General features: G+C 66.4%; 25 protein-coding genes. 22 read left to right on the forward strand and 3 right to left on the reverse strand.

Annotation, left to right across the window (positions count from 1 at the left end):
• The first annotated feature begins 71 nt into the window (after positions 1–71).
• From XI03_RS31420 to XI03_RS31435, 4 genes are all read left to right on the forward strand, one after another.
• Complete coding sequence (locus tag XI03_RS31420; protein WP_028143751.1) at positions 72–1,004, forward strand: helix-turn-helix domain-containing protein; 933 nt, start codon at positions 72–74, stop codon at positions 1,002–1,004.
• 82 nt (positions 1,005–1,086) lie between these two features.
• Positions 1,087–1,551, forward strand: a complete 465-nt coding sequence (locus XI03_RS31425) for a (2Fe-2S)-binding protein (protein WP_271594277.1) — start codon at positions 1,087–1,089, stop codon at positions 1,549–1,551.
• A gap of 10 nt (positions 1,552–1,561) precedes the next feature.
• Complete coding sequence (locus tag XI03_RS31430) at positions 1,562–3,808, forward strand: xanthine dehydrogenase family protein molybdopterin-binding subunit (RefSeq protein ID WP_271594278.1); 2,247 nt, start codon at positions 1,562–1,564, stop codon at positions 3,806–3,808.
• A gap of 8 nt (positions 3,809–3,816) precedes the next feature.
• Entirely contained in the window at positions 3,817–4,449 is a 633-nt protein-coding gene (locus tag XI03_RS31435) for a hypothetical protein (RefSeq protein ID WP_028143754.1), read from the forward strand.
• An 88-nt stretch (positions 4,450–4,537) separates the two neighbouring features.
• Here the strand turns inward: XI03_RS31435 and XI03_RS31440 are convergent, their stop codons facing one another.
• The gene (locus tag XI03_RS31440) at positions 4,538–4,720 is read right to left on the reverse strand and encodes a hypothetical protein (RefSeq protein WP_157158098.1); all 183 of its coding nucleotides are present in this window, start codon (positions 4,718–4,720) and stop codon (positions 4,538–4,540) included.
• Between the two features lie 125 nt (positions 4,721–4,845).
• Positions 4,846–5,040 (reverse strand): hypothetical protein, encoded by a 195-nt coding sequence (locus XI03_RS31445; protein ID WP_038949649.1) that lies wholly within the window; start codon positions 5,038–5,040, stop codon positions 4,846–4,848.
• 87 nt (positions 5,041–5,127) lie between these two features.
• Between XI03_RS31445 and XI03_RS31450 the strand changes: the two genes are divergently transcribed.
• Positions 5,128–5,643 (forward strand): YciE/YciF ferroxidase family protein, encoded by a 516-nt coding sequence (locus tag XI03_RS31450; RefSeq protein WP_028143756.1) that lies wholly within the window; start codon positions 5,128–5,130, stop codon positions 5,641–5,643.
• 86 nt (positions 5,644–5,729) lie between these two features.
• On the opposite strand, the gene XI03_RS31455 is transcribed toward XI03_RS31450, so the two are convergent.
• Entirely contained in the window at positions 5,730–6,587 is an 858-nt protein-coding gene (locus XI03_RS31455) for an SDR family oxidoreductase (protein ID WP_028143757.1), read from the reverse strand.
• A 233-nt stretch (positions 6,588–6,820) separates the two neighbouring features.
• Here XI03_RS31455 and XI03_RS31460 point away from each other — a divergent pair, with 233 nt between their 5' ends.
• The 17 genes from XI03_RS31460 to XI03_RS31540 all read left to right on the forward strand — a co-directional run bounded on the left by XI03_RS31460 (position 6,821) and on the right by XI03_RS31540 (position 26,045).
• Positions 6,821–8,071 carry an ABC transporter substrate-binding protein gene (locus tag XI03_RS31460; RefSeq protein WP_028143758.1) on the forward strand — a complete coding sequence of 417 codons (1,251 nt, stop codon included), beginning with the start codon at positions 6,821–6,823 and terminating at the stop codon, positions 8,069–8,071.
• Between the two features lie 125 nt (positions 8,072–8,196).
• Positions 8,197–9,024 carry a helix-turn-helix transcriptional regulator gene (locus XI03_RS31465; RefSeq protein ID WP_271594279.1) on the forward strand — a complete coding sequence of 276 codons (828 nt, stop codon included), beginning with the start codon at positions 8,197–8,199 and terminating at the stop codon, positions 9,022–9,024.
• 458 nt (positions 9,025–9,482) lie between these two features.
• A complete protein-coding gene (locus XI03_RS31470; protein ID WP_271594280.1) occupies positions 9,483–10,493 on the forward strand; it encodes a branched-chain amino acid ABC transporter permease in 1,011 nt (336 codons plus the stop codon).
• 1 nt (position 10,494) lies between these two features.
• Positions 10,495–11,577 (forward strand): branched-chain amino acid ABC transporter permease, encoded by a 1,083-nt coding sequence (locus tag XI03_RS31475; RefSeq protein WP_271594281.1) that lies wholly within the window; start codon positions 10,495–10,497, stop codon positions 11,575–11,577.
• The gene (locus XI03_RS31480; protein ID WP_028143762.1) at positions 11,570–12,352 is read left to right on the forward strand and encodes an ABC transporter ATP-binding protein; all 783 of its coding nucleotides are present in this window, start codon (positions 11,570–11,572) and stop codon (positions 12,350–12,352) included. Before XI03_RS31475 ends, XI03_RS31480 begins: the two co-directional genes overlap by 8 nt.
• On the forward strand, positions 12,345–14,555 hold the full coding sequence (locus tag XI03_RS31485; RefSeq protein WP_271594282.1) for an ABC transporter permease: 2,211 nt from the start codon (positions 12,345–12,347) through the stop codon (positions 14,553–14,555). Before XI03_RS31480 ends, XI03_RS31485 begins: the two co-directional genes overlap by 8 nt.
• Positions 14,556–14,558: 3 nt before the next feature.
• The gene (locus tag XI03_RS31490; protein WP_038949654.1) at positions 14,559–15,392 is read left to right on the forward strand and encodes a phosphoenolpyruvate hydrolase family protein; all 834 of its coding nucleotides are present in this window, start codon (positions 14,559–14,561) and stop codon (positions 15,390–15,392) included.
• A 26-nt stretch (positions 15,393–15,418) separates the two neighbouring features.
• Entirely contained in the window at positions 15,419–18,334 is a 2,916-nt protein-coding gene (locus XI03_RS31495) for a flotillin family protein (protein ID WP_028143765.1), read from the forward strand.
• Positions 18,335–18,343: 9 nt separating this feature from the next.
• Complete coding sequence (locus XI03_RS31500; protein ID WP_128939213.1) at positions 18,344–18,781, forward strand: SRPBCC family protein; 438 nt, start codon at positions 18,344–18,346, stop codon at positions 18,779–18,781.
• A 2-nt stretch (positions 18,782–18,783) separates the two neighbouring features.
• Positions 18,784–19,227, forward strand: a complete 444-nt coding sequence (locus XI03_RS31505) for an SRPBCC family protein (protein ID WP_038949657.1) — start codon at positions 18,784–18,786, stop codon at positions 19,225–19,227.
• 2 nt (positions 19,228–19,229) lie between these two features.
• Entirely contained in the window at positions 19,230–20,048 is an 819-nt protein-coding gene (locus tag XI03_RS31510; RefSeq protein ID WP_028143767.1) for an FAD binding domain-containing protein, read from the forward strand.
• A 4-nt stretch (positions 20,049–20,052) separates the two neighbouring features.
• Complete coding sequence (locus tag XI03_RS31515; protein ID WP_038949659.1) at positions 20,053–20,529, forward strand: (2Fe-2S)-binding protein; 477 nt, start codon at positions 20,053–20,055, stop codon at positions 20,527–20,529.
• An 8-nt stretch (positions 20,530–20,537) separates the two neighbouring features.
• A complete protein-coding gene (locus XI03_RS31520) occupies positions 20,538–22,130 on the forward strand; it encodes a xanthine dehydrogenase family protein molybdopterin-binding subunit (protein ID WP_271594283.1) in 1,593 nt (530 codons plus the stop codon).
• Between the two features lies 1 nt (position 22,131).
• A complete protein-coding gene (locus XI03_RS31525) occupies positions 22,132–23,154 on the forward strand; it encodes a xanthine dehydrogenase family protein molybdopterin-binding subunit (protein ID WP_028143770.1) in 1,023 nt (340 codons plus the stop codon).
• A gap of 10 nt (positions 23,155–23,164) precedes the next feature.
• Positions 23,165–24,046 carry an AAA family ATPase gene (locus XI03_RS31530; RefSeq protein WP_028143771.1) on the forward strand — a complete coding sequence of 294 codons (882 nt, stop codon included), beginning with the start codon at positions 23,165–23,167 and terminating at the stop codon, positions 24,044–24,046.
• Positions 24,043–25,164 carry a vWA domain-containing protein gene (locus XI03_RS31535; protein WP_271594284.1) on the forward strand — a complete coding sequence of 374 codons (1,122 nt, stop codon included), beginning with the start codon at positions 24,043–24,045 and terminating at the stop codon, positions 25,162–25,164. The genes XI03_RS31530 and XI03_RS31535 overlap by 4 nt, the downstream gene beginning before the upstream one ends.
• The gene (locus XI03_RS31540) at positions 25,161–26,045 is read left to right on the forward strand and encodes an amidohydrolase family protein (protein WP_271594285.1); all 885 of its coding nucleotides are present in this window, start codon (positions 25,161–25,163) and stop codon (positions 26,043–26,045) included. Before XI03_RS31535 ends, XI03_RS31540 begins: the two co-directional genes overlap by 4 nt.
• The last annotated feature ends 29 nt before the right edge of the window (positions 26,046–26,074 follow it).

Genomic DNA, 26,074 nt, shown 5'->3' on the forward strand with positions numbered 1-26,074 from the left:
CTACACCGGATGGAATGATCGCTCGCTTGCGATACGGGGCCGGGAGTCGTCGCAACGAAGCGGAGGTCCTGATGGCGCTCGTGACGCATGGAGATCAGAAATACCAGAACAGCGAGAAGCTCGCGGAGACCAGCAACTGGTCCGCACTGAGCATCGAACATCGGAAATTCGAGGCGGGACGGCAGCAAACGCCCGTTCCCGTTTGCACCGAGCTCGTCATGCTCGTGTCGGGCGGCGGCATGGTGTGCCGGGCCGGCAATGGCGAAGTCCAGAAGAGCCTCGCCCGGCCGGGCATGAGCTACCTGGTGCCCGTCGGAACGCAGGAAAGCCATCTCGAGCTTTCGGACCGGATGGAATGTCTGCATCTCTACCTGCCGCCGGCGCTGCTGGACCAGAGTGCCCTCGCCGACTTCGACATCGATCCGGCAAAGGTCGAAATTGCCTATGCTCACGGTCTGGCAGACCAGGTGCTCTTCCACATCTGCTCGCCGCTGCGTGACCTGCTCCATCGTCCCCGCCAGCGGACCGATGCGCTGTTCGTGGAAGGAATTCAGGTGGCGCTCGCGGCTCATCTTCTCGGACATTATACGATCGACCGCTGGCGCCCGCCGGAAAAGTCGCCCTCGCTCGATCCACGACGGCTGCAGCGCGTGCTGGATTATATCGAGACCTCCCTGGGCCTCGACATCAGGCTCGAGGAGCTGGCGGCGCAGGCCTGCCTCAGCCCCTATCATTTTTCCCGGCTGTTTCGCGAGGCGACCGGACTGTCCCCGCACCGCTACGTCACCGATCGCCGCGTCCAGGCCGCCCGGCAGGAGCTCGCACGCAACCGTTTGGCCCTGGTCGAGATCGCGCTGGAGTTCGGTTTCGGCTCGCAGGCCAATTTCACGCGCGTGTTCCGCAAGGCCGCGAGTCTCACGCCGGGACAGTATCGTGAATTGTGCTGCGGCCAGCCCGACATGAAAGCCGATCGCGCCGATCCATTCCGCAGGGATTGCGCATGATGCCGCAGGATTCGGAAATACTGCGCCTCGCCATGAGGCGATGCTGCCGTGCCGACCAGATCCGCCAGAGGGACATATCGACATGATCGAGCTCACAGTGAACGGGATCAAGCGCCAGGTTGACGTCGTTCCCGAGATGCCGCTGCTCTGGGTGTTGCGCGACGAGCTCGGCATCACGAGTCCCAAATATGGCTGCGGGGTCGCGCAATGCGGTGCCTGCACCGTCCACATCGACGGAAAGGCCGTGCGGTCCTGCCAGTCGCATATCGGCGAGATCGCCGGCAGGTCGGTCGTCACGCTCGAAGGGGTGGCCAACAGGGACCAGCACCCGGTGTTGCAGGCCTGGATCGAACATCAGGTCCCGCAATGCGGCTACTGCCAGACCGGGCAGATCATGCAGGCGATCTCGCTGCTCTCGAAGATCCCCAAACCGACGGACGAGCAGATCAATCAGGTGATGTCCGGAAATCTCTGCCGCTGCGGCACCTATCCGCGCATTCGCGCTGCGATCCACGCGGCTGCCGCGCACAAGATGGCGGAGAAGTGAGATGGGCCACATGCAGAGCCTTTCGCGTCGCGCCTTCGTTTTCGGCTCCGCCGCGCTCGCCGGCGGCATCGCCTTCGGTGCTTACAGCAATGCCGAAGCTGCGGCGCCGGCTGCCGATGGCAATCCGTTGGCTGCCGGCCTCGGCCCGAACGCCGTGACCTTCAATCCCTGGGTGGAGATCAGTCCGGACAGGATCACGCTGATCGCCCAGCACGCCGACATCGGTCAGGGCGTCGGCTCGGTGCAGCCGATCATGATCGCCGAGGAGATGGACCTCGATCCCGGGCAGTTCGAAGTTCGCTTCGCTGGTCCCAGTCCCGCCTATTTCAACACCGGGTTCAAGGAAGAGCTGGCGCCGTTCCTCGCCTCGGATCAGAGCCCCGCGGCCGAAGCGGGTCGCGCCGCGGCGCTCGAAGGTCTTCGGAAGTCCGGCCTGCAGATGACGGGCGGCTCGAGCACGATCCCTGACACCTATGAGAAGCTGCGCATGGCCGGCGCGGTCGCGCGCGAAACGTTGAAGGCCGCGGCCGCCAAACGTTCGGGCGTCGCGGTGGCCGACATCCGTACCCAATCCGGGCACGTGATCCTCCCCGATGGCACGAAAATTCCCTACGTCGAGCTCGCGGCAGACGCCGCCAAGATTCCCCCGGTGCTCGATGCGCAGACGCGCGATCCCTCCACCTGGCGCATGATTGGCAAGCCAATGATGCGCCTTGATGTGCGCGCCAAGGTTCTGGGCGAGCTGAGGTTCGGCATCGACATGAAGATGGAGGGCATGCTGTACGCCTCCGTCAAGCTGAACCCCAACAAGGGGCAACCGCTGAAATCTCATGACGCGGCCAAGGCGCAATCGATGCCGGGGGTCAAGAAGATCCTCGAAATCAAGAATGGCGTTGCGGTGATTGCCACGAACAGCTGGTACGCGATGAAGGCAGTCGATGCCATCGCGTGCGAGTGGGCGCCCTCGGTCTATCCCGCCGAGCAGGCCGACCATTGGAAGGTTCTGGAATCCTCGTTCAAGCCGGAGTTCCTGGGCAAGGAATGGCGCAAGATCGGCGATGTCGAAGCTGGCCTGAGGACGGGAAAGCGCATCGAGGCCGAGTATCGCGCGCCCTATGTCGCGCATCAGCCGCTCGAGCCGCTCAACGGGATCGGCCTCGTCACCGACAAGGGGATGGAGATCTGGGTCGGCCACCAGAGCCCTCAATTCGTACAGTATGTCGCGGCGACCGCGATCGGCCTGAAGCCGGAACAGGTCACCTTCCACAATCAGTGGACCGGTGGAAGTTTTGGCCACCGCCTCGAATACGAGAACGTCCGTGTGCTTGCCGAGATCGCGAACCAGATGCGCGGCACGCCGATCAAGCTGGTGTTCTCGCGCGAGGAGGATTTCCTCCAGGACATTCCGCGGCAGATTGCGATCGCCCGGCACAGAGGGAGCATCGACAAGGGCAAGATTGTCGCGGCCGATCTGCAATTGGCCTCGACGGCACCGCTCAAGGGACTGCTCGAACGTTCGGGTGCCCCCTCGAAGGATCCCGACGCTCAATTGGCGGCCGGCCTCTGGAACGTCTACTACGACATCCCTAATTTCCGGGCCACGACTTACGAGGCGCAAGGACTGTCGCCGAGCACCACGTGGCGGTCGGTCGGCGCCTCCACCGCCGGCTTCTTCACCGAGAGCTTCATCGACGAGTTGATCCATGCGGCGGGCCTCGATCCGATGAAAGCGCGGATCGCGATGTGCGCCGTGCCGACTTACCGCAAGCTGCTGGAGACGGTCGCGGAGATGTCGGATTGGAAGGGACCGCTCGGCAAGGGCAGAGGCCGGGGCGTCGCATTCGTCGAGTCCTTCGGGACGCCGGCAGCCGAAGTCGTCGAGGTGACGGCGACGGACCGAGGCATCAGGATCGACAGGGTCTGGGTCGCCGTCGACGTCGGCAAGGTGATCGATCCCGTCAATTTCGAGAACCAGGTGCAAGGCGGCGTCGTCTGGGGGCTCGGCCATGCCATCAATTGCGAGCTCACTTACGCACAGGGCGCGGTGCAGCAGACCAATTACAATCACCACGAAGCCATGCGGATCTACCAATGTCCCGTCATCGAGGTCCGCGGGCTCGAGAACGATCCCAAGGTGAGAGGCGTCGGAGAGCCACCCGTTCCACCCGCCGCCCCCGCCCTCGCCAACGCGATCTTCGCAGCGACCGGAAAGCGCATCCGCGAAATGCCGTTCAACAAGTTCATCGATTTCGTGTGAGGCAAGCCATGAACAGGTCTCTGATCGCCGTCGTCCTCGCCGCCTCATCAATCGCCGTCCTCACCGGGATCGTCGCGGCCAAGGACGAGACCGCCAGGCCTGCGCTGCCGACCGGCAGCGTCAGCCGCGCCGAGGGACTGGCGGCCTGGAAGCGGATCGAAGCCGTGGTGACCCATCCGCGTTGCGCCAACTGCCACGTCGATGCCAAGGCGATCCCGATATGGACGCCGGCGGGCGAAACCAAGCCGCGCGTGCACGGGATGAACATCCACGGCGGAGCGAGCCGCATCGGCACGGAGGCGATCCCCTGCTCGACCTGTCACATGACCTCCACCCAGGCGAACGAACCGGCCCCGGCGCCGCCGCGCGCCGGCATCGACTGGCAGCTCGCCCCAGTGGCCTTCATCTGGTTCGGCAAGAGTGGCGCTGAGATTTGCGCGCAAATGAAGGATCCCAAGCGCAACGGCGGTCGCGACGCCGCCGGCCTCGTCGACCATTTGCGGCACGACGCTTCGTTGAACGGTTTCATTCCTCGTGGCTGGGCACCGGGAGCCGGCCGCTCGACGCCGCCCGGCACCTTCGAGGACCACGTCAAGGACATGGCGATGTGGGGAGCGGCGGGGCAACCCTGTCCGAATTGACGGTTTCGTTGCTTGCGGCATCGATGACGCGAGCGTGATGACGCCGGAGGAGCGCTATAAATAGTGGCGCCTGCCGCCAAGGACGGCATCACTCACCTGCGCAGCAATCCACCAACAGCTGCCAGATCCGCTGCGCCTCGCGTCTCTCGTGGCTCTCCGTCACCTTATCGGCGCCGGACTGACCATAGCCGGCGATGGTGCGCGCTTCACGCGGCGCGATCCACCGTTCCGAGATCGGGTCGTACCATTTTCCGATGTTCATCTCAGTCACGGCGATCGACTCACAAATTTTCCAACGGTCGAGCGATGCACCTCCTTGCGGCCTCATGCGAACCATCCGGCGGCGCGTCGCTCAGTTACCAATCAGCGGCGCGTATGTTGGTTCCAGTCGCTGCATCATCCCGGCCGGGCCGGATGAAGCGTACGCGGGTGCCGCTCGTGCAACAGCCGCGCGAGCTCCTCGCGCTCGGTCTCGCGCCCCTTCATGGCCGTCTCGAACAGCGCTTCCTGGATGTCGCGAGGCATGTCGCCCCACACGTCCATCGCCGCGCGGCCGAGCAGGCCCGCAAGATGATCAATTCCGTCGCTCATTCGGCCCTCCTGGTCTGCACACAGGAATGGAACAGCTGCGGCCGCGCAGCGTTCCAGTGTCATCATTGTCAAAAGGAGGCGTCTTTTATGGGATTCTTCACCAAGGACATCAAATCGATGGAAGACCTGCTGCTGCACGGGCTGCAGGACATCTATTACGCGGAGCAGCAGATCCTGAAGGCGCTGCCGAAGATGATCGACAAGGCGACCAACAGGGATCTCGTCGCCGGGCTGAAGGCTCATCTGGACGAGACCAACAAGCAGGTGGAACGGCTCAACAAGGTGTTCGCCAAGCTCGGCAAGGAGCCCAGCGGCACGCAGTGCCCCGCCATCGACGGCCTCATCGAGGAAGCCGACGCGACCGCCGGCGAGATCGAGGACAAGGCCGTGCTCGATGCCGCGATCGTGGCCAACGCGCAGGCCGTCGAGCACTACGAGATGTGCCGCTACGGCACGCTGATCGCCTGGGCGCAGGAGCTCGGCCACGACGACATCGTGCGCTTCCTCACGACCAATTTGAACGAAGAGAAGGCCGCCAACACCAAGCTGAACACGGTGGCGCTCCGCAAGGGCGTCAACGCCAAGGCGTCCAACGCCGCCTGATCGATCTGCTGGCCAGGACGTGGCAGCCCGGCCTCCGGCGCCGCCACGATCCTCGTGCTCTCAAGACGCTGACGAGGCACCTTCAATCAGATGAACGGCTTCCCGCCGGTGACGGCCAAGGTGGCCCCCGAGGTGAAGCTCGAGAGCGGATCGGCCAGCATGACATAGGCGGTCGCGAGCTCGGCCGGCTGGCCGGCGCGCTGCATCGGGACCTGCTTGCCGAAATTCTTGACCCTTTCCTCCGACATCGTCGACGGGATCAGTGGCGTCCAGATCGGACCCGGAGCCACGGCGTTGACCCGAATGCCTTTCTCGGCCAGCATCTGCGCCAGCCCACCCGTGAAATTCTGGATGGCGCCCTTGGTCGTGGCGTAAGCCAGCAAGGTCGGATTCGGCATGTCGGAGTTCACCGACGCCGTGTTGATGATCGCAGCGCCCGGCCGCATGTGAGGCACGGCGGCCTTGGTCAGATAGAACATGGCGTGGATGTTGGTCTCGAACGTGCGCTGCCACTCCTCGTCGCTGATGTCGGCGATGTCCTTGAACGTGGCCTGGTGGGCGGCATTGTTGACGAGGATATCGATCCCACCGAGCTCCTCGACGGTGCGACGCACGATGGACCGGCAGTGCTCGGGATTGCTGATGTCGCCGGGAATCAGGATCGCCTTGCGTCCCGCTTGCTCCACCAGCGCCTTGACCTCGGCTGCATCCTCGTCCTCGTTCAGATAGGAGATGACGATGTCCGCGCCCTCACGGGCATAGGCGATCGCGACCGCTCGGCCGATGCCGCTGTCACCACCGGTGATGAGCGCCTTCTTTCCGGCCAAACGTCCTGAGCCTCTGTAGCTCTCCTCGCCATGATCGGGGCGTGGATTCATCGCACCCGTCGAACCAGGCATCGGCTGCTGTTGCGAAGGATAAGGCGGCTTGGGGTATTCGATCATGGACAGCTCCAGCAATTCGCTCCGCTAACGGAGCCCCGCCCGAAACGTTCCTGTGACAGCCTGCTGCACCGCGGAACCATTTGCGCCGCACCATTCAAAAATGAGACTGCCCGTCAAACCAAAGGAGGCGCTAACGGATGCACCGCATCCGACTTCGGTTAGCTTTCCCGTCAAAGCCGCGGGCCTTTGGAGAGCCACGCGGCGACAAAAGACGACACACAGGGAGGAGCACAATGTCGAAATGCAGTGTGGGACTGCTCGCGCTGAGCAGCTTGTTTCTTTCAAGCGCAGCGATCGCCCAGGAAAAGATCAAGGTGGGCGTAACCGCAACCCTCGAAGGCACCTACACGGTGCTCGGCGAGGACGGCATGCGCGGCCACCAGACGGCACTCAACGTCCTCGGCAAGAAGGTCGGCGACAAGGAGCTCGAATTCATCGTCGCCTCGACCGACGCAACGCCGGACAGCGCGGTGCGCGCCGTGCGCAAGCTGATCGAGCAGGACAAGGTGCAGATCCTGCTGTCGCCGCTCTCCGGCGACGAAGGCATCGCGGTGAAGAACTTCGCAAAGACCCATCCGGAGCTGACCTTCATCAACGCAGCCTCCGGCGCGCAGGAAACCACTTATGTCGATCCTGCCCCGAACTTCTTCCGCTACAACATGGACGGCGCGCAGTGGCAGGTCGGCCTCGGCAAATACGCCTTTGAGGACAAGAAGTATCGCAAGATCGCGACCGTCGGCGAGGACTATTCCTTCATCTACACCCAGGTGTTCGGCCTCGTGCTCGAGTTCTGCGGCGCCGGCGGACAGGTCACCAACCGGCAATGGGTGCCGCTCGGCACCAAGGATTTCGCCTCGGTCATCGCCGCACTGCCCGACGACGTCGACGCGATCTATCTCGGGCTTGGCGGCGCCGATGCCGTCAACTTCCTCAACCAGTACCAGCAGGCCGGCGGCAAGGCGCATCTGATGGGCGGTTCCATCATGATCGACCAGACCATCCTGTCGTCGAAGGGCAACGCCAAGAACGCCCTGGTCGGCACCATCGCGGCGAGCGGCCAGGCCGATACCTGGGAGGATCCGGGCTGGCAGAAATTCGTGAAGGCCTATCAGGACGCCTTCCCGCCGAACAAGCGCTTCCCGAGCCCGTCACTGCTCGCCACCAACTATTACGGCTCGACCATGGCGCTGATCCTGGCGCTGCGTGAGGTCAATGGCGATCTCTCCAACAACCAGGCCAAGTACAAGGAAGCCCTCGCCAAAATCGAGATCGATGCGCCGAACGGCAAGATCAAGCTCGACTCCAACCGGCAGGCGATCGGCACCAACTTCGTCACCGAAGTCGTCGATGACGGCAAGGGCGCGCTGTTCAGCAAGGTCGTGAAGGTGATCCCGAACGTGAACCAGACGCTCGGCTACGACCCGGCCGTCTTCTCCAAGATCGGGCTGCCGAGCCGCACCGTGCCGGAATGTAAGAAATACTGACGCATCACCTCCGCGATGCACAACCCGGGGAGCGACTTGCTGACGCGGTCGCTCTCCGCTCTTGCAATCTCGTCGGCGTTGTTGAACGCTGAGCGAAAAGACAAGAACATTCGGGAGGGGAAGGCATGAGCCGTGCGCTCGCCGTCTTCCACGGCCGGTTCGGCCGGGCGACGGTTTATCAGTTGAACCGCCCTTTCAATATTCACGCCCATCGTGAAGGTCATCTGATCTTCCATGTTGGCGGCATGCCGGCATGCATCGACGTCTCCGAGGGACACCACGATCTCAACGAGACGTCCGTCGTCGCAGTCAATCCCTGGGAGCCGCATAATTTCCTGCCCGCCGATCTCGACGGCGGCGCGATCTTCTTCGTGCTCTATGTCAATGCCGAATGGTTTGCACCCGATGCCTCCGGCACCCATCGGATGCGTTTCGGCCGCACCCAGTTCCGGCGCACGCCGGCGCTGGACAAGCACATCAGGCGGACGGCCGCGCTCGTGTGCGGCGCACCATCGCTCTCCAGCCTCGATTCCGAGCTGCGGCGGCTGATCGACATCTGCTACGACGAAAGCTGGCAGCAGGCCGAGATCGCGCGCGATCCACGCGCAAACGGCGCCGTCACCGATTTCCGCGTGCGCAAATGCATCAAGATGATGTCGGAGAGCCCCGGCGCCGAGATCGAGCTCGATACGATCGCGCGGGAATCCGGACTGTCGCGACCGCATTTCTACCGGCTGTTCCGCGTCCAGACCGGCGTGACGCCGAACCTCTATCTCAACACGCTGATCATGGAACATGCGCTCGAAGCGCTGGTGGCAAGCGAGACGCCGATCGCCGATATCGGCTTCGATCTCGGCTTCTCCTCGCAGAGCGGCTTCACCCGCTTCTTCGCCGCCAATGTGGGAATGGCCCCGACCGATTATCGACGCGCAGCCAAGATTTTGCGCGCCTGAGCGCGGGCCACGAAAAGATACTCACGATCAAACGTCGCCCTCGCAGCCCCGCTAGGATGCGGGCAACGCGATCCCGAAAGAGGGTCGCGAGTCCAGGGAGGACGTGCGTCCATGGCAGGGCCAGCAGCAGCCGGCAACGGCTTGCATGCCCCCTCGCCCCGCTTGCAGGGAGAGGGTTGGGGTGAACCCGCGTGTTCGGCGCGACCTCTCTCCGCACGCGCGAGCGCAATCGCACACGATCTCCTGGAGCCGCCTGAGCAAGCGCCTCGTCCTTCGAGACGACCGCTGCGCGGTCTCCTCAGGATGAGGCTAATCGGCATCGACACCGCTGAAATTGCTGCCGCATACTCTGCCCTCATCCTGAGGAGCCCGCCAAAGCGAGCGTCTCGAAGGATGGGCCGCGGAAAATCCGCTTACGATATGCCATTGCCCCGCCGCAAGCGATACGAGGCGAGAGCATGAGCCGCTTCGTCGAACGCCATCCGGCCTGGGCGCTGATCTCGATCATTGCCATTGCCGTCGGGCTGTGGCTGGTCTTCGCGGTCTGGCCGCCGGGCCTGGAAGAGGCCATCGGCCGCAAGCGCGTCTTCCTCAACGCGGTCTTCAACGGCATCACGCTCGGCGGGCTCTACTTCCTCGTCGCCAGCGGCTTCACGCTGATCTTCGGCCTGATGCGCAACGTCAACCTCGCGCACGGCTCGCTCTATCTGTTCGGCGGCTATGTCGGCTACGCCATCAGCACGGCGACCGGCTCCTGGCTGCTCAGCTTCATCGTCGCCTTCATCCTCACCGCCCTGGTCGGCGTCCTGCTCCAGTTGATCGTGTTCCGCCGGATGGAGGGACAGGACCTCAGGCAGACCATGGTGACGATCGGGCTTTCGATCGTGTTCGCCGATCTCATGCTGTGGGCCTGTGGCGGCGACTTCTACCAGATCCAGACGCCGAACTGGCTGATCGGCCCCATCGAGCTGCCGCTGGTCACGGCGATCAAATCCTCGGGCGAGCCGGTCTATCTCCGATATCCCCTGGTGCGGCTGGTGATCTTCGCCGCCTCCGTCGTGATCGGCGTGGCGATGTGGCTCGCGCTCAATCGCACCCGCGCCGGCATGATCATCCGCGCCGGCGTCGAGGACCGCGATATCCTCGCGGCGACCGGGGTGCGCATCCAGCTCGTCTTCGTGGCGGTGTTCGCGTTCGGCGCAGGACTTGCCGGCATCGCCGGCGTCGTCGGCGGCACCTTCCAGTCATTATCCCCGGGCGAGGACATCCGCTTCCTGCTCGCCTCCCTCGTCGTCGTGATCGTGGGCGGCATGGGCTCGATCCCCGGCGCGGCGCTCGGCGCGCTGATCATCGGCCTCGCCGAACAGCTCGGCTCGGTCTACATCCCGACCTATGCCATCGTCGTGACCTTCCTGATCATGGTGCTGGTGTTGGCGATCCGGCCGCAAGGCCTGTTGGCGAGGCGCTGACATGTCGCTCGCCCACGATGCCCGCGTTGCCGTTCGCCCCGCCGATGTCGCGCAGCGCCCGGCGCGGACATGGCCGGAGATCAACAATCCCGCCGCCTGGATCGTCGCAGTCATTCTCCTGATCATGCCGTTGATCGCGAGCGGCTTCTTCCTGATCGAGATCTTCGCGACCACGCTGATTCTCGGCATCATGGCGCTCAGCCTGATGTTCCTTGCCGGCTATGGCGGCATGGTCAGCCTGATGCAGCTCACCATCGCGGGCTTCTCGGCCTACATGGTCGCCGTGTTCGGCGTCAGCGGCAACGCCAATATCAGCCTGGGCTGGCCGTGGTGGCTCGCGGTCCCCATGGCGCTGGCGCTGGCGACCGCCTTCGGCACGCTCGGCGGCGCGCTCGCGGTGCGCACCGAAGGCATCTACACCATCATGATCACGCTCGCGATCGGCGCTGCCTTCTACTATTTCACCAATCAGAACTGGGCGATTTTCAACGGCCATACCGGCATCAACACCGTGGCGACGCCGCACTTCTGGGGCGTGAACTGGCGCGCCGACATTCCCTTCTACTATATCGTGCTCGCGGTCGCCGCGCTGTGCTATTTCGCCGTCGAATATCTTTCGCGCGCCCCGTTCGGCCTCGCCCTTCAGGGCGTGCGCGACAATCCCAGGCGCATGGCGGCGCTCGGCTTCAACGTCAATGCGCACCGCGTCGCCGCCTATGCCTTCGCCTCCTTCGTGGCCGCCCTCGCCGGCGTCCTCCAGGTCTGGAACTACCGCCAGATCTCGCCGGGCTCGGTCAGCGTCGGGGCCTGCATCGACGTGCTGATCATCGCCGTCGTCGGCGGCATCACGCGTCCGATCGGTCCCTTCATCGGCGCGCTGATCTTCGTGCTGCTGCGCACCTTCGCGCTCGACTTCCTGGTCAGGCTCGGCCTCGACGGCAACCGCTTCCGCCTGCTGATCGGTCTCGGTTTCCTCGCCATCGTGTTCTGGTCCTCGGACGGCGTCATCGGCCTGTGGCAGCGCTGGCGCCAGAGCCGGCGTCCGGCCGCAAATCGACCGGGCGGAGGACGCGGCCATGGATAGCGTCGCCCAACGCCTCTCGGCCGTCGGGGCCGGCGCCGCGCTGGAGCTGCGCGGCGTCACGAGATTGTTCGGTGCGCTCGCGGCGCTGACCGACGTCACCATCACCGTGCGGCCCGGCGAACGCCGCGCCGTGCTCGGCTCCAACGGCGCCGGCAAGACCACGCTGTTCAACTGCATCACCGGCGACTTCGCGCCCTCCTCCGGCACGATCCGCTTCTTCGGCGAGGACGTCACGCATTTCCCGCCATACGAACGCATCCGCCGCGGGCTGCGCCGGACCTACCAGATCTCGGCCTTGTTTCCCGGCCTCACCGTGCAGGACAATGTCTATCTCGCCTGCCGCGGCGTCTCGCGCGGACGCTTCTCGTTGCTGCGGCCGGGACAGAACGATGCCCTGATGCATGCGGCCGACAACCTCGTCCAGGCCGTGCATCTGGCCGCCGTGAAGGACCAGCGCGTGGCGGAGCTCGCGCACGGCCAGCAGCGCCAGCTCGAGATCGCGCTCGCGCTCGCCGGCGCGCCGCGCTTCGTCCTGTTCGACGAGCCGGCCGCGGGCCTGTCACCGACCGAACGGGCCGAGCTGATCGAGATCCTGACCTCGCTGCCTGCGCATATCGGCTACATCATCATCGAGCACGACATGGACGTCGCCTTGCGCGTCGTCGAGAGCGTCACGATGATGCACAACGGCCGCATCTTCAAGGAGGGCCTGCCGGAAGAGATCCAGTCCGACCCCGAGGTGCAGGAGCTTTATCTCGGAGGCGGCCATGAATGAGGCCCGCCGCTCCGCCGCCGCGCTCGAGGTCCGCGGGCTCGACGTCTATTACGGGCACTCGCACGCGCTGCAAGGCGTCGACCTCACGCTCGACAGCGGCGTGTTTTCCGTCGTCGGCCGCAACGGCATGGGCAAGACCACGCTGTGCAAGGCGATCATGGGGCTCGTCGGCGTCAGCGGCGGGTCGATCCGTGTCCGCGGCACGGACATCACAAGGCGGCCGCCCGCCCAGATCGCCCGGCTCGGCGTCGGCTACGTGCCGCAGGGACGCCGTCTGTGGCGCTCGCTCAGCGTCGACGAGCATCTGCGGCTGGCCGGCGGCATGCGCTCCGGCGCCTGGACGGTCGAGCGCATCTACGACACTTTCCCGCGTCTGGCCGAGCGAAGGGATCACGGCGGCGGCCAGCTCTCCGGCGGCGAGCAGCAGATGCTGGCGATCTCGCGCGCGCTGCTCACCAATCCGCATTTGCTGATCATGGACGAGCCGACCGAGGGACTTGCGCCCGTCATCGTGGCGCAGGTCGAGGAGATGCTGCTGCGGCTCGGTGAGGACGGCGACATGTCCGTGCTCGTGATCGAGCAGAATATCGGGGTTGCCACCGCGGTCTCGCGCAACGTCGCCATCATGGTCAACGGCCGCATCAATCGCATCATCGACTCCGCACGGCTCGCCGCCGACCGCGAGCTCCAGCAACGCCTGCTCGGCGTCGGGCTTCATGCCGAGCTCGAGCCGGATATCGAGATCTCGGCGACCGGCCCGGAAGCTAAACCTGCGCCGGCGCCGCGCCGCGACGGGCCGATCCGCATCTACGTCTCCAATCCGACACTGCCGACGCGGTGGTCGCAGCCGGTGCCGATCGCCCGCATCGAGGCCGCAGCGCGCACGCTCTCGACGCAGGTCGCGCGGCTCGACGAGACGGCGCGGCGCAAGCGCGAGCCGATGGCGGCGCAGACCGCCGGCCCGCCCGTCGTCCTGGTCGTCGGCACGCTCGACACCAAGGGCCTCGAGCTGCGCTTCATCCGCGACATCATCGCCGAAACCGGCCTGCGCACGCGGCTGGTCGACGTCTCGACCAGCGGCAGGCATTCCAGCTGCGATGTCTCCGCGCAGGAGATCGCCCTCAACCACGGCCGCGGCGGCTCAGCGGTGTTCGGCCCCGACCGCGGCGCGGCCGTAACCGCGATGGCCGATGCGTTCGCCAGCTGGCTGCGGCGCCAGGGCAATGTCGCCGGCGTGATCTCGGCCGGCGGCTCGGGCGCGGCGTCGCTGGTGGCCCCGGGCATGCGCGCGCTCCCCGTCGGGGTGCCGAAGCTGATTATCTCCTCCGTCGCCTCCGGCGATGTCGGGCCCTATGTCGGCCCGGCCGACATCACGATGATGCACTCCGTCACCGACGTGCAAGGGCTGAACTCGATCTCGCGCGCGGTGCTGGCCAACGGCGCCCATGCGCTCGCCGGCATGGTCAAGGCGCGGCTGGACGGGCGCGCTACGACGGCGCGGGAGGCCGGCGGCCTGCCGTCGGTCGGCATCACCATGTTCGGCGTGACGACGCCGGCGGTGCAGAAGATCGCCGCCGAGCTGCGCGAGGATTTCGAGTGCCTGGTCTTCCATGCCACCGGGGTCGGCGGCCGCTCCATGGAGAAACTCGTCGAGTCCGGCCAGCTCGCCGGCGTCATCGACCTCACCACGACGGAGGTCTGCGATCTCCTGATGGGCGGCGTGTTTCCCGCGACCGAGGACCGCCTCGGTGCGATCATCCGCACGCGCGTTCCTTATGTCGGCTCGGTCGGCGCCCTCGACATGGTCAATTTCGGCGCGCCCGACACCATTCCCGAGCGCTATCGCGGCCGCAAGTTCCACGTGCACAATCCGCAGGTGACGTTGATGCGGACGACCGCGGAAGAGAACGAGCGCATCGGCCGCTGGATCGGCGAGCGACTCAACCAGATGGATGGCCCGGTGCGCTTCTTCCTGCCCGAGGGCGGCGTCTCCGCACTCGACGCGCGAGGCCAGCCGTTCTGGGATCCGGACGCCGATGCCGCGCTGTTCCGGACGCTGGAGCGCACCGTGCGGCAGACCGGCAATCGCCAGCTCATCCGCACGCCCAAGAACATCAACGATCCCGACTTCGCCGCCGCCATCGTCGGTGCATTCCGAACCCTGTTCGGCCGCACCGGCGCGCGGCGGAGACTAACGAGGTGAGCGATGCCAAGGTTTGAACGCGCAGCACTCCTGAGGCGGTTCCGCGAGATGGCGAAGCGCGGCGAGCCCATCGTCGGCGGCGGCGCCGGCACCGGGCTGTCGGCCAAATGCGAGGAGGCCGGCGGCGTCGATCTCATCGTGATCTACAATTCCGGACGCTACCGCATGGCCGGACGCGGCTCGCTCGCGGGCCTGATGGCTTACGGCGATGCCAACGCCATCGTGCTGGAGATGGCCGGCGAAGTGCTGCCCGTGGTCACGAGGACGCCGGTGCTCGCGGGCGTCAACGGCACCGATCCGTTCCGCGACATGGACGCGTTTCTCGACCAGCTGAAGGCGCTCGGCTTCGCAGGCGTGCAGAACTTTCCGACCGTCGGCCTGATCGACGGCACCTTCCGCGCCAATCTCGAAGAGACCGGCATGTCCTACGCGCTCGAGATCGACATGATCGCCAAGGCGCACGACAAGGACATGCTGACGACGCCCTATGTGTTCAGCGAGAAGGAAGCCGCCGCGATGGCGATCGCCGGCGCCGACATCGTCGTCTGCCACATGGGGCTGACGACCGGCGGCACGATCGGCGCGCAGACCGCGTTGAAGCTGAAGGACTGTCCGGCGCAGATCGACACCTGGGCCTCCGCCGCGCTCAGCGTCAATCCCGACATCCTGGTGCTGGCGCATGGCGGCCCGATCGCGGATCCCGCCGACGCCGATTTCATCATGAAGAACACCCGCCATTGCCACGGCTTCTACGGGGCCTCCTCGATGGAACGGCTTCCCGTGGAGCGGGCGTTGACGGAGCAGGTACGTCAATTCAAGGCGATCGGCGCGCGCTAACGCCTGAAGGTTCGAGGGAGGAAAAGATGTCGGGGATGCTCGTCGGTGAATTGATCCTCTGGCTGATCGTCGCGATCGTCGTGATCGTGGTCGGCGTCTATATCGTGAACTGGCTCTATCACCGCTCCTCCAAGGAGACATCGTTCGTCCGGACCGGTTTCCTCGGCGAGCGCGTGGTGATCAATGGCGGCGCGTTCGTGCTGCCGTTCATCCACGATTACACGCCGGTCAACATGAACGTGCTGCCGATGGGCATCGTGCGCTCCCGGCAGGACGCCGTCATCACCCGCGACCGCATGCGCGTCGACATCGAGGCCGATTTCTACGTCCGCGTCCAGGCGACCCGCGAAGCGGTGTCCATCGCGGCCGCCACCCTCGGCCGCCGCACCATGGAGCCGGGGCAACTGCATGCCCTCCTCGCCGGCAAGTTCATCTCGGCGATCCGTTCAATCGCCTCCGAAATGACCCTCGAGCAGATGCACGAGCAGCGCGGCGAGTATGTCGCCCGCGTCAAGGCCAACGCGGCGGAGGCCCTCGCTCAGAACGGGCTCGAGCTGGAGTCGGTCGCCATCACCGATCTCGACCAGACCGACCTAGAATTCTTCAACCCCTCGAACCGGTTCGACGCCGAAGGCCTGACCCAGCTGATGCAGGACATCGAGGCCAAGCGGAAGCTGCGCAACGACATCGAGCAGGACTCGATGATCAAGATCCGCGCCCGCAACCTGGAGGCCGAGCGGCAGGCGCTGGAGATCGAGCGCGAGAGCGAGACCGCGCGGCTGGAGCAGGAACGCGACATCGAGATGCGCCGCGCGCTTCAGCGCACGGAAGTCGCCCGCGAACGGGCGCTGCGCGAAACCGAGGCCGAGCAGGCGCAGATCTCCGCGCGCGAAGCCATCGAGCGCGCCCGCATCGCCAACGACCAGGCGATTGCGGAAGCCCGCATCGCCTCCGAGCGCGAAACCCGCCAGAAGGAGATCGAGCGGACCCGCACCATCGAGGAAAAGGAGCTGCTGGCACGCGAGGAGATCGAGAAGACGAGGATCGCCAACCAGCGCTCGATCGACACCACGCGGATCGCATCCGAGCGCGAGGTGCGCCAGCGCGAGATCGAGCGGATGCGCACGGTCGAGGAAGCCGAGATCGCGGCGCGCGAAGCCATCGAGAAGGCGCGGATCCAGCAGGACCGCGTCGTCACCGATGCCCGCATCGCCAACGAGGAGGAAACGCGCCGCCGCGAGATCGAGCGCACCCGCGCGGTCGACGAGGCCGAGATCGCCGCCCGTGAGGCCACCGAGAAGGCCCGCATCGCCCAGACCCTGATCGTCAATGTCGAGCGCATCTCCTCGGACGAGCGCACTCGCGCGCTGGAGATCCAGCAGGTTCGCACCATCCAGGAGGCCGAGATCGAGGCGCAGCGCGCGGTCGAGGCCGCCCGCATCGCCCGCGAGCGGACGCTCGCCGCCGAGCGCATCGCCGCCGAGCAGAACACGCGGCAGCTGGAGATCGAGCGCAACCAGGCACTCGACGTCGCCGGCATTGCGGCGCGCGAGACCACGGAGGCCAGCCGGATCGCCCAGGAGGAGCGCGTGCGCTCGCTGGAGATCGCCCGCAACCGCGCCGTCGAGGAGGCCGACATCGCCTCGCGCGAGGCGATCGAGGCGGCCCGCATCGCCCAGGAGAAGGCGGTTGCGGCCGAGCGCATCCAGGCCGAGCGCGACACCCGTTCGCTGGAAATCGAGCGCACCGGCGTGCTGGAGGCGGCCGAGCTGAAGCGGCGCGACGCCATCGAGCGCCAGCGCATCACGGTCGATCTGGCGCTCGAGGCCGAGCGCATCAATTCCTCCAAGAAGCGCGAGGTGCTCAACATCGAGCAGAAGAAGGCGATCGAGATCGCCGACGAGGACCGCGTCATCGCGCTGTCGACCAAGAAGTCCGAGCGGATCGATGCCGATCGCCAGGTCCGGCAGGCCGAGATCGTCGCGCGCAAGGAGGTCGAGACCACCGACGTGTCGCGTGAGCAGGCGCTGGAAGCGGCCCGCATCGAGCGCCGGCGGTCGATCGAGCAGCTCGAAGTCGCCCGGGTACAGTCGCTGCAGGAGGCCGAGATCGCCTCTCGCGAGGAGGTCGAGCGCGCGCGCATCGCATCCGACCGCGGCCTCGACGAAGCCCGCGTCGGCCGCGAGCGCGAGCTGCGCAAGCTCGAGGTCAACCGCGAGAAGGAGGTCGAGACCGTCCTGATGGAGAAGGCCATCGCCATCCATCTGAAGTCTCTCGAAGAGTCCGCCGCCAAGGCGTCGGCCGAGGAAGCGCGGATGCGCGCGACCGAAGCCACCGAGCGCGTCATTACCGCACGCGAGAGCGAGATCGCCAAGCGGCGCAAGACGGTCGAGGTGCTGCTCGCCGAGAAACAGGCCGAGGAGACCCGGATCGCCGCGGAAGCCGAGCGCGTGCGCGCCGCCGTCGAGGCCGAAGCGCAGCGGATGCTGAACGAGGCCGAGAACGTGCTGACCGATCAGGCGCGCTACTCGCTGTTCCGCCGCAAGCTGCTCGACCGGATCGAGGGCATCGTCCGCGAGAGCGTCAAGCCGATGGAGAAGATCGAGGGCATCCGCATCCTCCAGGTCGACGGCCTCAACGGCAACGGCCACGGCGGCAATGGCGGCCGCAGCGCCACCGACGAAGTCATCGACTCCGCCCTGCGCTATCGCGTCCAGGCGCCGCTGATCGACTCGATCCTGTCGGACATCGGCGTCGAAGGCGGCAGTCTCTCCAAAATGCCGGGCCTGATCCGCGAAGCCCGTGACATGCAGGGGATCAAGGAGTCCGCGCGCAAGAGCGGCGGAGGCGGAGGTGGCGGCGACAAGCCGGCGGCCTCGCCGGCCCCCTCGGCCGAAGGTGGGGAACCGCCGGCCGAGCGCGGGCCGCGGAAGAAGAGCTGAGGTCGCGCCATGGCTCGCGTCTACGTCTCCACCGTCGTCAATGCCCGCAACGACCGCGTCTGGGCGCGGGTGCGCGATTTCAATGGCTTGCCGAACTGGCATCCGGCGATCGCCGAAAGCCGCATCGAGGGCGGCGAGCCCGCCGACAAGATCGGCTGTGTGCGAGATTTTCGCCTGCGCAACGGCGACCGCATCCGCGAGAAGCTGCTCGGCCTCTCCGACTACGACATGTTCTGCACCTATTCGATCCTGGAATCTCCGATGGGCGTCGAGAACTACGTCGCAACCCTGCGGCTCACCCCCGTCACCGACGGCGACCAGACCTTCGTGGAATGGACCGCCGAATTCGACTGCGCGCCGGAGCGGGAGACCGAGCTCGTCAGCAATATCGGCGGCGGCGTGTTCCAGGGCGGATTTGATGCGCTCAAGCGCGTGTTCGGAGGCTGACCGTGCCGCATGTCGTCAAGAGCACGATCCTGGACGCACCGACCGATACGGTGTGGACCGTGCTGCGCGATTTCAACGGGCACGATCGCTGGCATCCGGTTGTCGCGACCTCGTCGATCGAGCGCGCGCAGTCCTCCGACAGGATCGGCTGCATCAGGCGGTTCAAGCTCAACGACGGCTCCGAGCTGCGCGAGCAATTGCTGGCGCTGTCGGACCTGGAGCAGTCCTTCAGCTATTGTCTGCTCGATACGCCGGTGCCGATGTTCAACTACGTCGCCCATGTCAGGCTGCTGCCGGTCACCGACGGCGACCGCACCTTCTGGCACTGGGAATCCCGTTTCACCACCAAGCCGGAAGATCGGGACCGCATCACCCACATGGTCGCGGAAGACATTTACCAGGCTGGATTCGAGGCAATCCGCCGGCATCTGAGGGAGGCCGCATAGTCATGGCCGTGACAGTGAAGACGTTTGCAAGCGCCAGCGAGGCGGCGGGGGCATTGTCCTCGGACCGCAGCGCGCGCTATCTCGGCGGCGGCACGCTGGTGATGCGGGCATTGAACGAGGGCGATGTCGCGATCTCGATCGTGGTCCGCGCCAACGATCAGGCGCTGACCCGGATCGACGCCTCGGGACCGCGCATCACGCTCGGCGCCGGCGTCACCTTCGCGCGCATCCTTGCTGAGCGGGACCTCGCCTTCCTGCACGCGCCCGCCCGCTCGATCGGCGGTCCCGCCGTGCGCAACATGGGCACGGTCGGCGGCAATCTTTTTGCCCAAGCTCCCTACGGCGATTTCACCGTGGCGCTGCTGGCGCTCGATGCGACCGTCGCCGTCGCGGGCGGCTTTGGTGCCCGCGACATCCCGATCGAGGAGTTCTTGCAGGCGCGCGAACGTCAGGCCGGAACCCTTGTGCTGTCGGTCTCCTGCACCCGGCCGGCGAGCAGCGACGCGTTCCGCTATCGCAAGATCGCCCGCATCAAGCCGAAGGGCGGCTCGGTCGTCACGCTTGCCGCGCATCTGCCGATCAGCGGCGGCCGGATCGCGGGCGCTCGGATCGCGCTGGGATCGATGGCGCCGACCCAGATCCGCGCCCGCGCCGCCGAGCGCGCCCTGGAGGGCCGCTCGCTGGACGCTGCAACCATCGCGGCCGCCGCATCCGCAGCGACCGAGGGAACGTCGCCATCTGACAACGCGCTCGGCAGCGCGTGGTATCGCCGCGAGATCGTCGGCGTCCATCTGCGGCGCCTGCTGTCAGGCCAGGAATAGAGCCATGTCCAAGATACCCCTGCAATTTCGTCACAACGGCCGCGATGTCGCGATCTTCGTCGACGGCGGCACCAATCTTCTGGTGGCGCTGCGCGAGCTGATCGGCGACATGACGCCGAAATTCGGCTGCGGCCAGGGCGGCTGCGGCACGTGCAGTGTGCTTGTTGACGGCGAGCTTCATCTCTCCTGCCTGACGCTGGCGGAGACGGTGGCCGGCCGTTCCATCGAGACGCTCGACGGCATGAAGCAGGGCCCGAACCTGCACCCGCTGCAGCGCGCCTTCGCGGACCATTTCGCGGCCCAGTGCGGCTATTGCACGCCGGGCATGCTGATGGCCGCCAAGGCGCTGCTCGACCGCAATCCCTCGCCGAGCCGCGACGAGGTCATTGAAGCCATCTCCGGCAACATCTGCCGCTGCACCGGCTACGAGCCGATCATCAATGCCATCCTGGCCGCAGCGAGCGGCCGGGTCAGCGCCTGAGGTCAACCATGCTGGAACTGCGCAAGGACATTTTCGCCGACGAGCGCGACGATAACCTCAAGGAGATCGGCAAGGGCACCCAGCGCCAGGACATGCTCGGCCATGTCACGGGCACGTCGAGCTACTTCAACGATCACAAGCTGCAAGGCATGCTGCACCTGAAGGTCGTGCGCTCGACCCAGGCCCATGCAAGGATCCGTCGCATCGATACCACCGAGGCCGAACGTTCGGCCGGCGTTCGCCGGATCATCCGTGGCACCGACGTGCCGGTCAATCTCAACACGCTGCTCAGCCTGATCAACTTCGGCAAGGATGACGAGCCGTCGCTGGCGGTCGACAAGGTCCGCTACAAGGGCGAGCCGATCCTCGCCATCGTCGCCGACAGCGAGCGCGAAGCGTTCGAGGCCATCGCGAGGGTCAAGGTCGACTACGAGCCGCTCCCGGCTGTGTTCGATGTCGAGGACGCGCTGAAGCCCGGCGCCCCCGTGGTCAACGAGACCTATCCGAAGAACGCCTTCATCTATCACGACGTCTACGATCACCAGCGCCTGCGCTTCGGCGATGCGTACGCGGCGCTCGCCAGCGCCGACCACGTGCTGGAGCAGCGCTACCAGATGTCCCCGATCGAGCACGCGCCGACCGAGACCAACGGCGCCATTGCGGCACCCGACACCAACGGCCGTTACGTCGTCTACACCTCGACCCAGGCGCTGTTCTTCTCCGTCGACACCTGCGCCAAGATTCTGGACGTGCCTTCCAATACGTTCCACTTCATCGGCGGCACCGTTGGCGGCGGCTTCGGCGGCAAGGTGGACACGTTGACCGAGCCACTCGCCATCCTCGGCGCAATGCTGACGGGACGGCCCGTCCGCTACGTGTTCGGGCGCGAGGAAGAGATGCAGTACGGCCCGCCGCGCGGCGCCGAACGCATCTACATCAAGGACGGCGTGATGCGCGACGGCCGCATCGTCGCGCGCAAGATCCGCGCTTTTTTCGACAGCGGCGCCTATACGCGACTCTCCAGCTACGCCGCGGTGAAGTGCGCCGCCCATCTTCCAGGCCCCTACACCATCCCAAACGTCTATGGCGACGTCTATTGCGTCTTCACCAATCGCACGCCCGCGACGGCCATGCGCGGCTTCGGCGTCACCGCGATGGACTTCGCGATCGAATGCCAGATGGACAAGCTCGCAAACCTCGTCGGCATGGACCCGATGGAGTTTCGCATTCTGAACGCCTATCGCGACGGCGACATGAAGGCGCACCGGCGCGAGGCCAAGAACACCGCGCTGATCGAATGCGTTCAGGTCGCGGCCGAGAAGGCCAAATGGCCGATCCGCGACGAGTTCAAGCGCGCCTCCTCGCGCAAGGACGGCGGCGGCAGCCGCGCGGTGATCCCGCCGACCGCAACGGAGTCCCGCGCACGTCCGGCTGCGCCTGCACAGCAGCGCACGAGCTACGACCGTGCACCCGTAACCGCGACACGGGAGCCGCCGCGCGATCCACCCCCGCCGGCACCGCCGCCTCCCCCACCACGCCCGGCCGCGCCATCGCACGGCGCGACGCGGTTCTCGTCGGTGTTCGGCACCAGGAGACGCTGACATGACCAGGCATCGCGGACGCGGCATGGCGTCGATCAACTACCCCATCGGCATGAACCTTGGCGGCGACCCGAGCCAGGCACTGGTTCACTCCAATCCCAGCGGCAAGTTCACGGTGGCGCTGTCGTCGATCGACCTCGGCCAGGGCATGAAATCGGTGACGCGGCAGATCTGCGCCGAGACGCTGGGCGTGCCGGTCGAGGACGTCTATGTCGACACGGCGGATTCCGACACCGGCCCGCACTGCATGGGCTCGTTCGCCTCGCGCGGCACCCATCGGGTCGGCAATGCCGTGATGGCCGCGGCGCGCGAGGCCCGCGGCGTGATGATGGAAGCGGCGGCTGAAGAGCTCGAGGTCAATGCCGCCGATCTCGACACCGACGGCCGCGGCAATATTCACGTCAAGGGCGCGCCGCACCGTTCGATCTCGACCAAGGACGTCGCGATTGCCGCGCAGTTCAAGCAGGGCAAGACCATTTCGGGCCGCGGCATCTTTCTGGTTCCCCTTTCCAACGTCGATCCGGAGACCGGCGAGATGTCGCCGGCGACCTGCTACGCCCATGCCTGCCTCGTCGCCGAGGTCGAGGTCGACGACGAGACCGGCGATGTCGCGATGGTCCGGATGGATTCCGCCTATGAGCTCGGTCGCGCGCTGAACCCGCGTCTGGTCGAGCAGCAACTGGTCGGCGGTGCCTGGATGGGCGTCAGCCACGCGCTCTATGAGACCCCGGAGCCCTATTATCCCGATCCCATTCACGGCCCCCGCGACTTCGTCGAATATCTGATGCCCGGCCCCGGCGACATCTGCCCGCACGATATCGCGGTGCTGGAACGTCCCGCTCCCGATGGCCCCTTTGGTGCCAAGGGCCCCGGCGAGATGTGCGCCAACCCGGTGCTGCCGGCCGTCGCCAATGCGATCTTCAATGCCGTCGGCGTGCGCATCGACGACCTGCCGATCACGCCTGAAAAGGTGCTGCGCGCGATCAAGGCTCAGGGCGGCGCGCGGCCGCAGGCACGGCGCTAGAGGAACGGCCGTGGCGGTTCGCAGCAACATCGTCGGCATCGACAGCCCCGAGGCGCTGGAGAAGGCGCTGCGCGCGGCCTATTATCTCGCCGACGAGGGTCTCGCGACCGCCGCCTATCTCGGCCTCGCGCTCGGCAAGCCGTTGCTGCTGGAAGGCGCGCCAGGCGTCGGCAAGACGGAGGCGGCAAAAGCAATCGCTGCCGTGCTCGGCCGCCGCCTGATCCGCCTGCAATGCTACGAGGGCATCGACGCCTCTGCCGCACTCTATGAGTGGAACTACCCGCGCCAGATGCTGGCGATCCGCCAGGCCGGCGACGAGAGCATCGACATCTATGGCGAGACCTTCCTGATCGAGCGTCCCATGCTGGCCGCGCTCCGCGCGCCCGATTCCACCGTGCTGCTGATCGACGAAATCGACCGCGCCGACCAGGAGTTCGAGGCGTTTCTGCTCGAATTCCTCTCCGACTTCCAGATCTCGATTCCCGAGCGCGGCACGGTTCGCGCGGCGGAGCGCCCCGTGGTCGTTCTGACGTCGAACCGGACGCGCGATCTGCACGAGGCCTTGCGCCGCCGCTGCGTCTATCACTGGATCGACTATCCGACCGCGGAGCGCGAGGCGCGGATCATCATGATGCGCGCCTCCAGCGTCGCCGAGGCCACGGCCCGCGCCGTCGTCGCAGCCGTGGAGAGGCTGCGGCGCGAGCCGCTGAGCAAGGCGCCCGGCATTGCCGAGGCCGTCGACTGGGCCGAGGCCGCGACGCTGCTGCACAAGGGCGGCGCCCGCTGGCCGGATGCGTTCAAGCGCTCGATCGGCGTGGCGCTGAAGGACGAAGAGGATCTGCATTTCATCTCGCCGCGGCTCGACGCCATGCTCGCGGAGGCGACCGCATGAGCGACGAACCGCAGCTCCCGCGCGCCGCGCGCATCTTCGTCGCCTTCGTCCCGCTGCTGCGCGCGAACGGCTTTGCCGTCGCAACGGAGCAGACCACCACGTTCCTCGCCGCGATAGAGCTGCTCGGCCCGCGCGACATCGAGCACGTCAGGCAAGCCGCCCTCGCGACGCTGGCGCCGCCGCCCGAGCGCCGCGCGACCTTCGACCGGCTGTTCGATCTCCACTTCCGCGGCAGCGAGGCCATCGCGCGAGCCGACGAGGGCGAGGACGACGAGACAGTCCGCCTCCAGGAAGAGGGCCGCGGCGACGAGGCCCCCCTGCTCTCCGACGAGGCCAATGAGTCCGGCCTCACCGCGACCCAAAGCGAGGCGCTGGTCGAGCGCCGCTTTAGGGCGGCCTCGAGCACGGACGCATTGCGCCGCCTGACGCGGGAGGCGCCGCGACGCCTGCCGCGACGGCGCGGCCATCGCCGCATGCGCGCCCGCCGCGGACCGTTTGCCGATCTCCGCCGCACCTTGCGCGACAGTGTCCGCAGCGACGGCGAGATCCTGCGGCTCGGTCACATGAAGCGGCGCCAGCGTCCGCGCAAGATGCTCCTGCTGATCGACGTCTCCGGCTCGATGAAGGGCCGCACCGAGGAGAACATGAAGCTCGCGCATGCGCTGGTGCAGGCCGCGCCCAGTGTCGAGGTCTTCACCTTCGGCACGCGGCTGACCCGCATCACCCGCCCGCTGCGACTGAAGCGCCGCGAGCAGGCCATGAACGCCGCCGCGCATCTGGTCAGCGATTGGGACGGCGGCACCCGCATCGGCGACGCACTCCAGGCCTTCCTCGCCGTGCCCCGCTTCGGCGGCTATGCGCGCGGCGCCGCCGTGATCATCGTCTCCGATGGACTCGAGCGTGGGGAGACCGATGCGCTTCGCGACGCCGTCGCGAAATTGTCGCGGCGGGCCTGGCGCCTGAGCTGGCTGACGCCGCTGGCGACGGGCCCCGACTTCCGCCCGCAGACCGAAGCGCTCGTCGCCATCGAGCGCTTCGTCGACGACCTCGTGGATGGCGGTTCGAGCGCGTCGATCGTCGCGCATATTCTGGCGTTGGGACGAAGGAGAGCGGCGTGAGCGACATTGTCGACGGCCATCATCACATCTGGCGGCAGGCCGACCTGCCCTGGCTGACCGGCCCCATGCAGCCGCGCATCTTCGGACCCTATGAGCCGATCCGGCGCGACTATCCGATCCAGGAATATCTCGACGACCTCAAGGATACCGGCGTCACGCGTTCGGTCTATGTGCAAACCAACTGGGCCAACGACCGCTTCGAGGACGAGGCCGCGTGGGTGCAGCAGACTGCGGACGAACACGGCTGGCCGCACGCGATCGTCGCCTATGCCAATTTCGTCGTGGACGACGTGCGTCCGCAGCTCGATCGCCTGAAGCGCTACAAGCTGGTGCGCGGCGTGCGCATGCAGCTGCACTGGCACGAGAACCCGCTCTATCGCTTTGCCGCCCGCCCGGATCTCTGCACCGATCCGATGATCAGCCGCAACGTCGCGCGCCTCGCCGACTATGGCTGGAGCTTCGACCTGCAGGTGTTCACCCCGCAGATGCCGAACGCCGCAGCGCTGGCCGAAGCCTGCCCCGAGGTCACCTTCATCCTCCAGCATGCCGGCATGCTGGAGGATCTCTCTCCTGGTGGCCGCGCCGCCTGGCGCAGCGGTATGGCCCGGCTCGCGGCCTGCCCGAACGTGGTCTCAAAGCTCTCCGGGCTCGGCACCTTCATCCATCGCAACGATCCTGCGCACATCGCCGCCGTGCTCACCGACACCGTCGCGATCTTCGGCGCCGAGCGCTGCCTGTTCGGCTCCAATTTCCCCATCGAGAAATTGTGGACCAGCTATCGCGAGCTCGTCGGCGCCTTTCGCACCGCCGCCGCGCCGTTCAGCGCGGAGCAGCAGGACGCTATCTTCAAGACGACGGCGACGCGCGTCTACCGGCTTTGACAGACAAGAAACAGTTGAGGGAGGGCAAC

It is taken from the genome of Bradyrhizobium sp. CCBAU 65884, from assembly GCF_028128835.1.
In the GTDB taxonomy this organism is placed as follows: Bacteria; Pseudomonadota; Alphaproteobacteria; order Rhizobiales; family Xanthobacteraceae; genus Bradyrhizobium; species Bradyrhizobium ottawaense.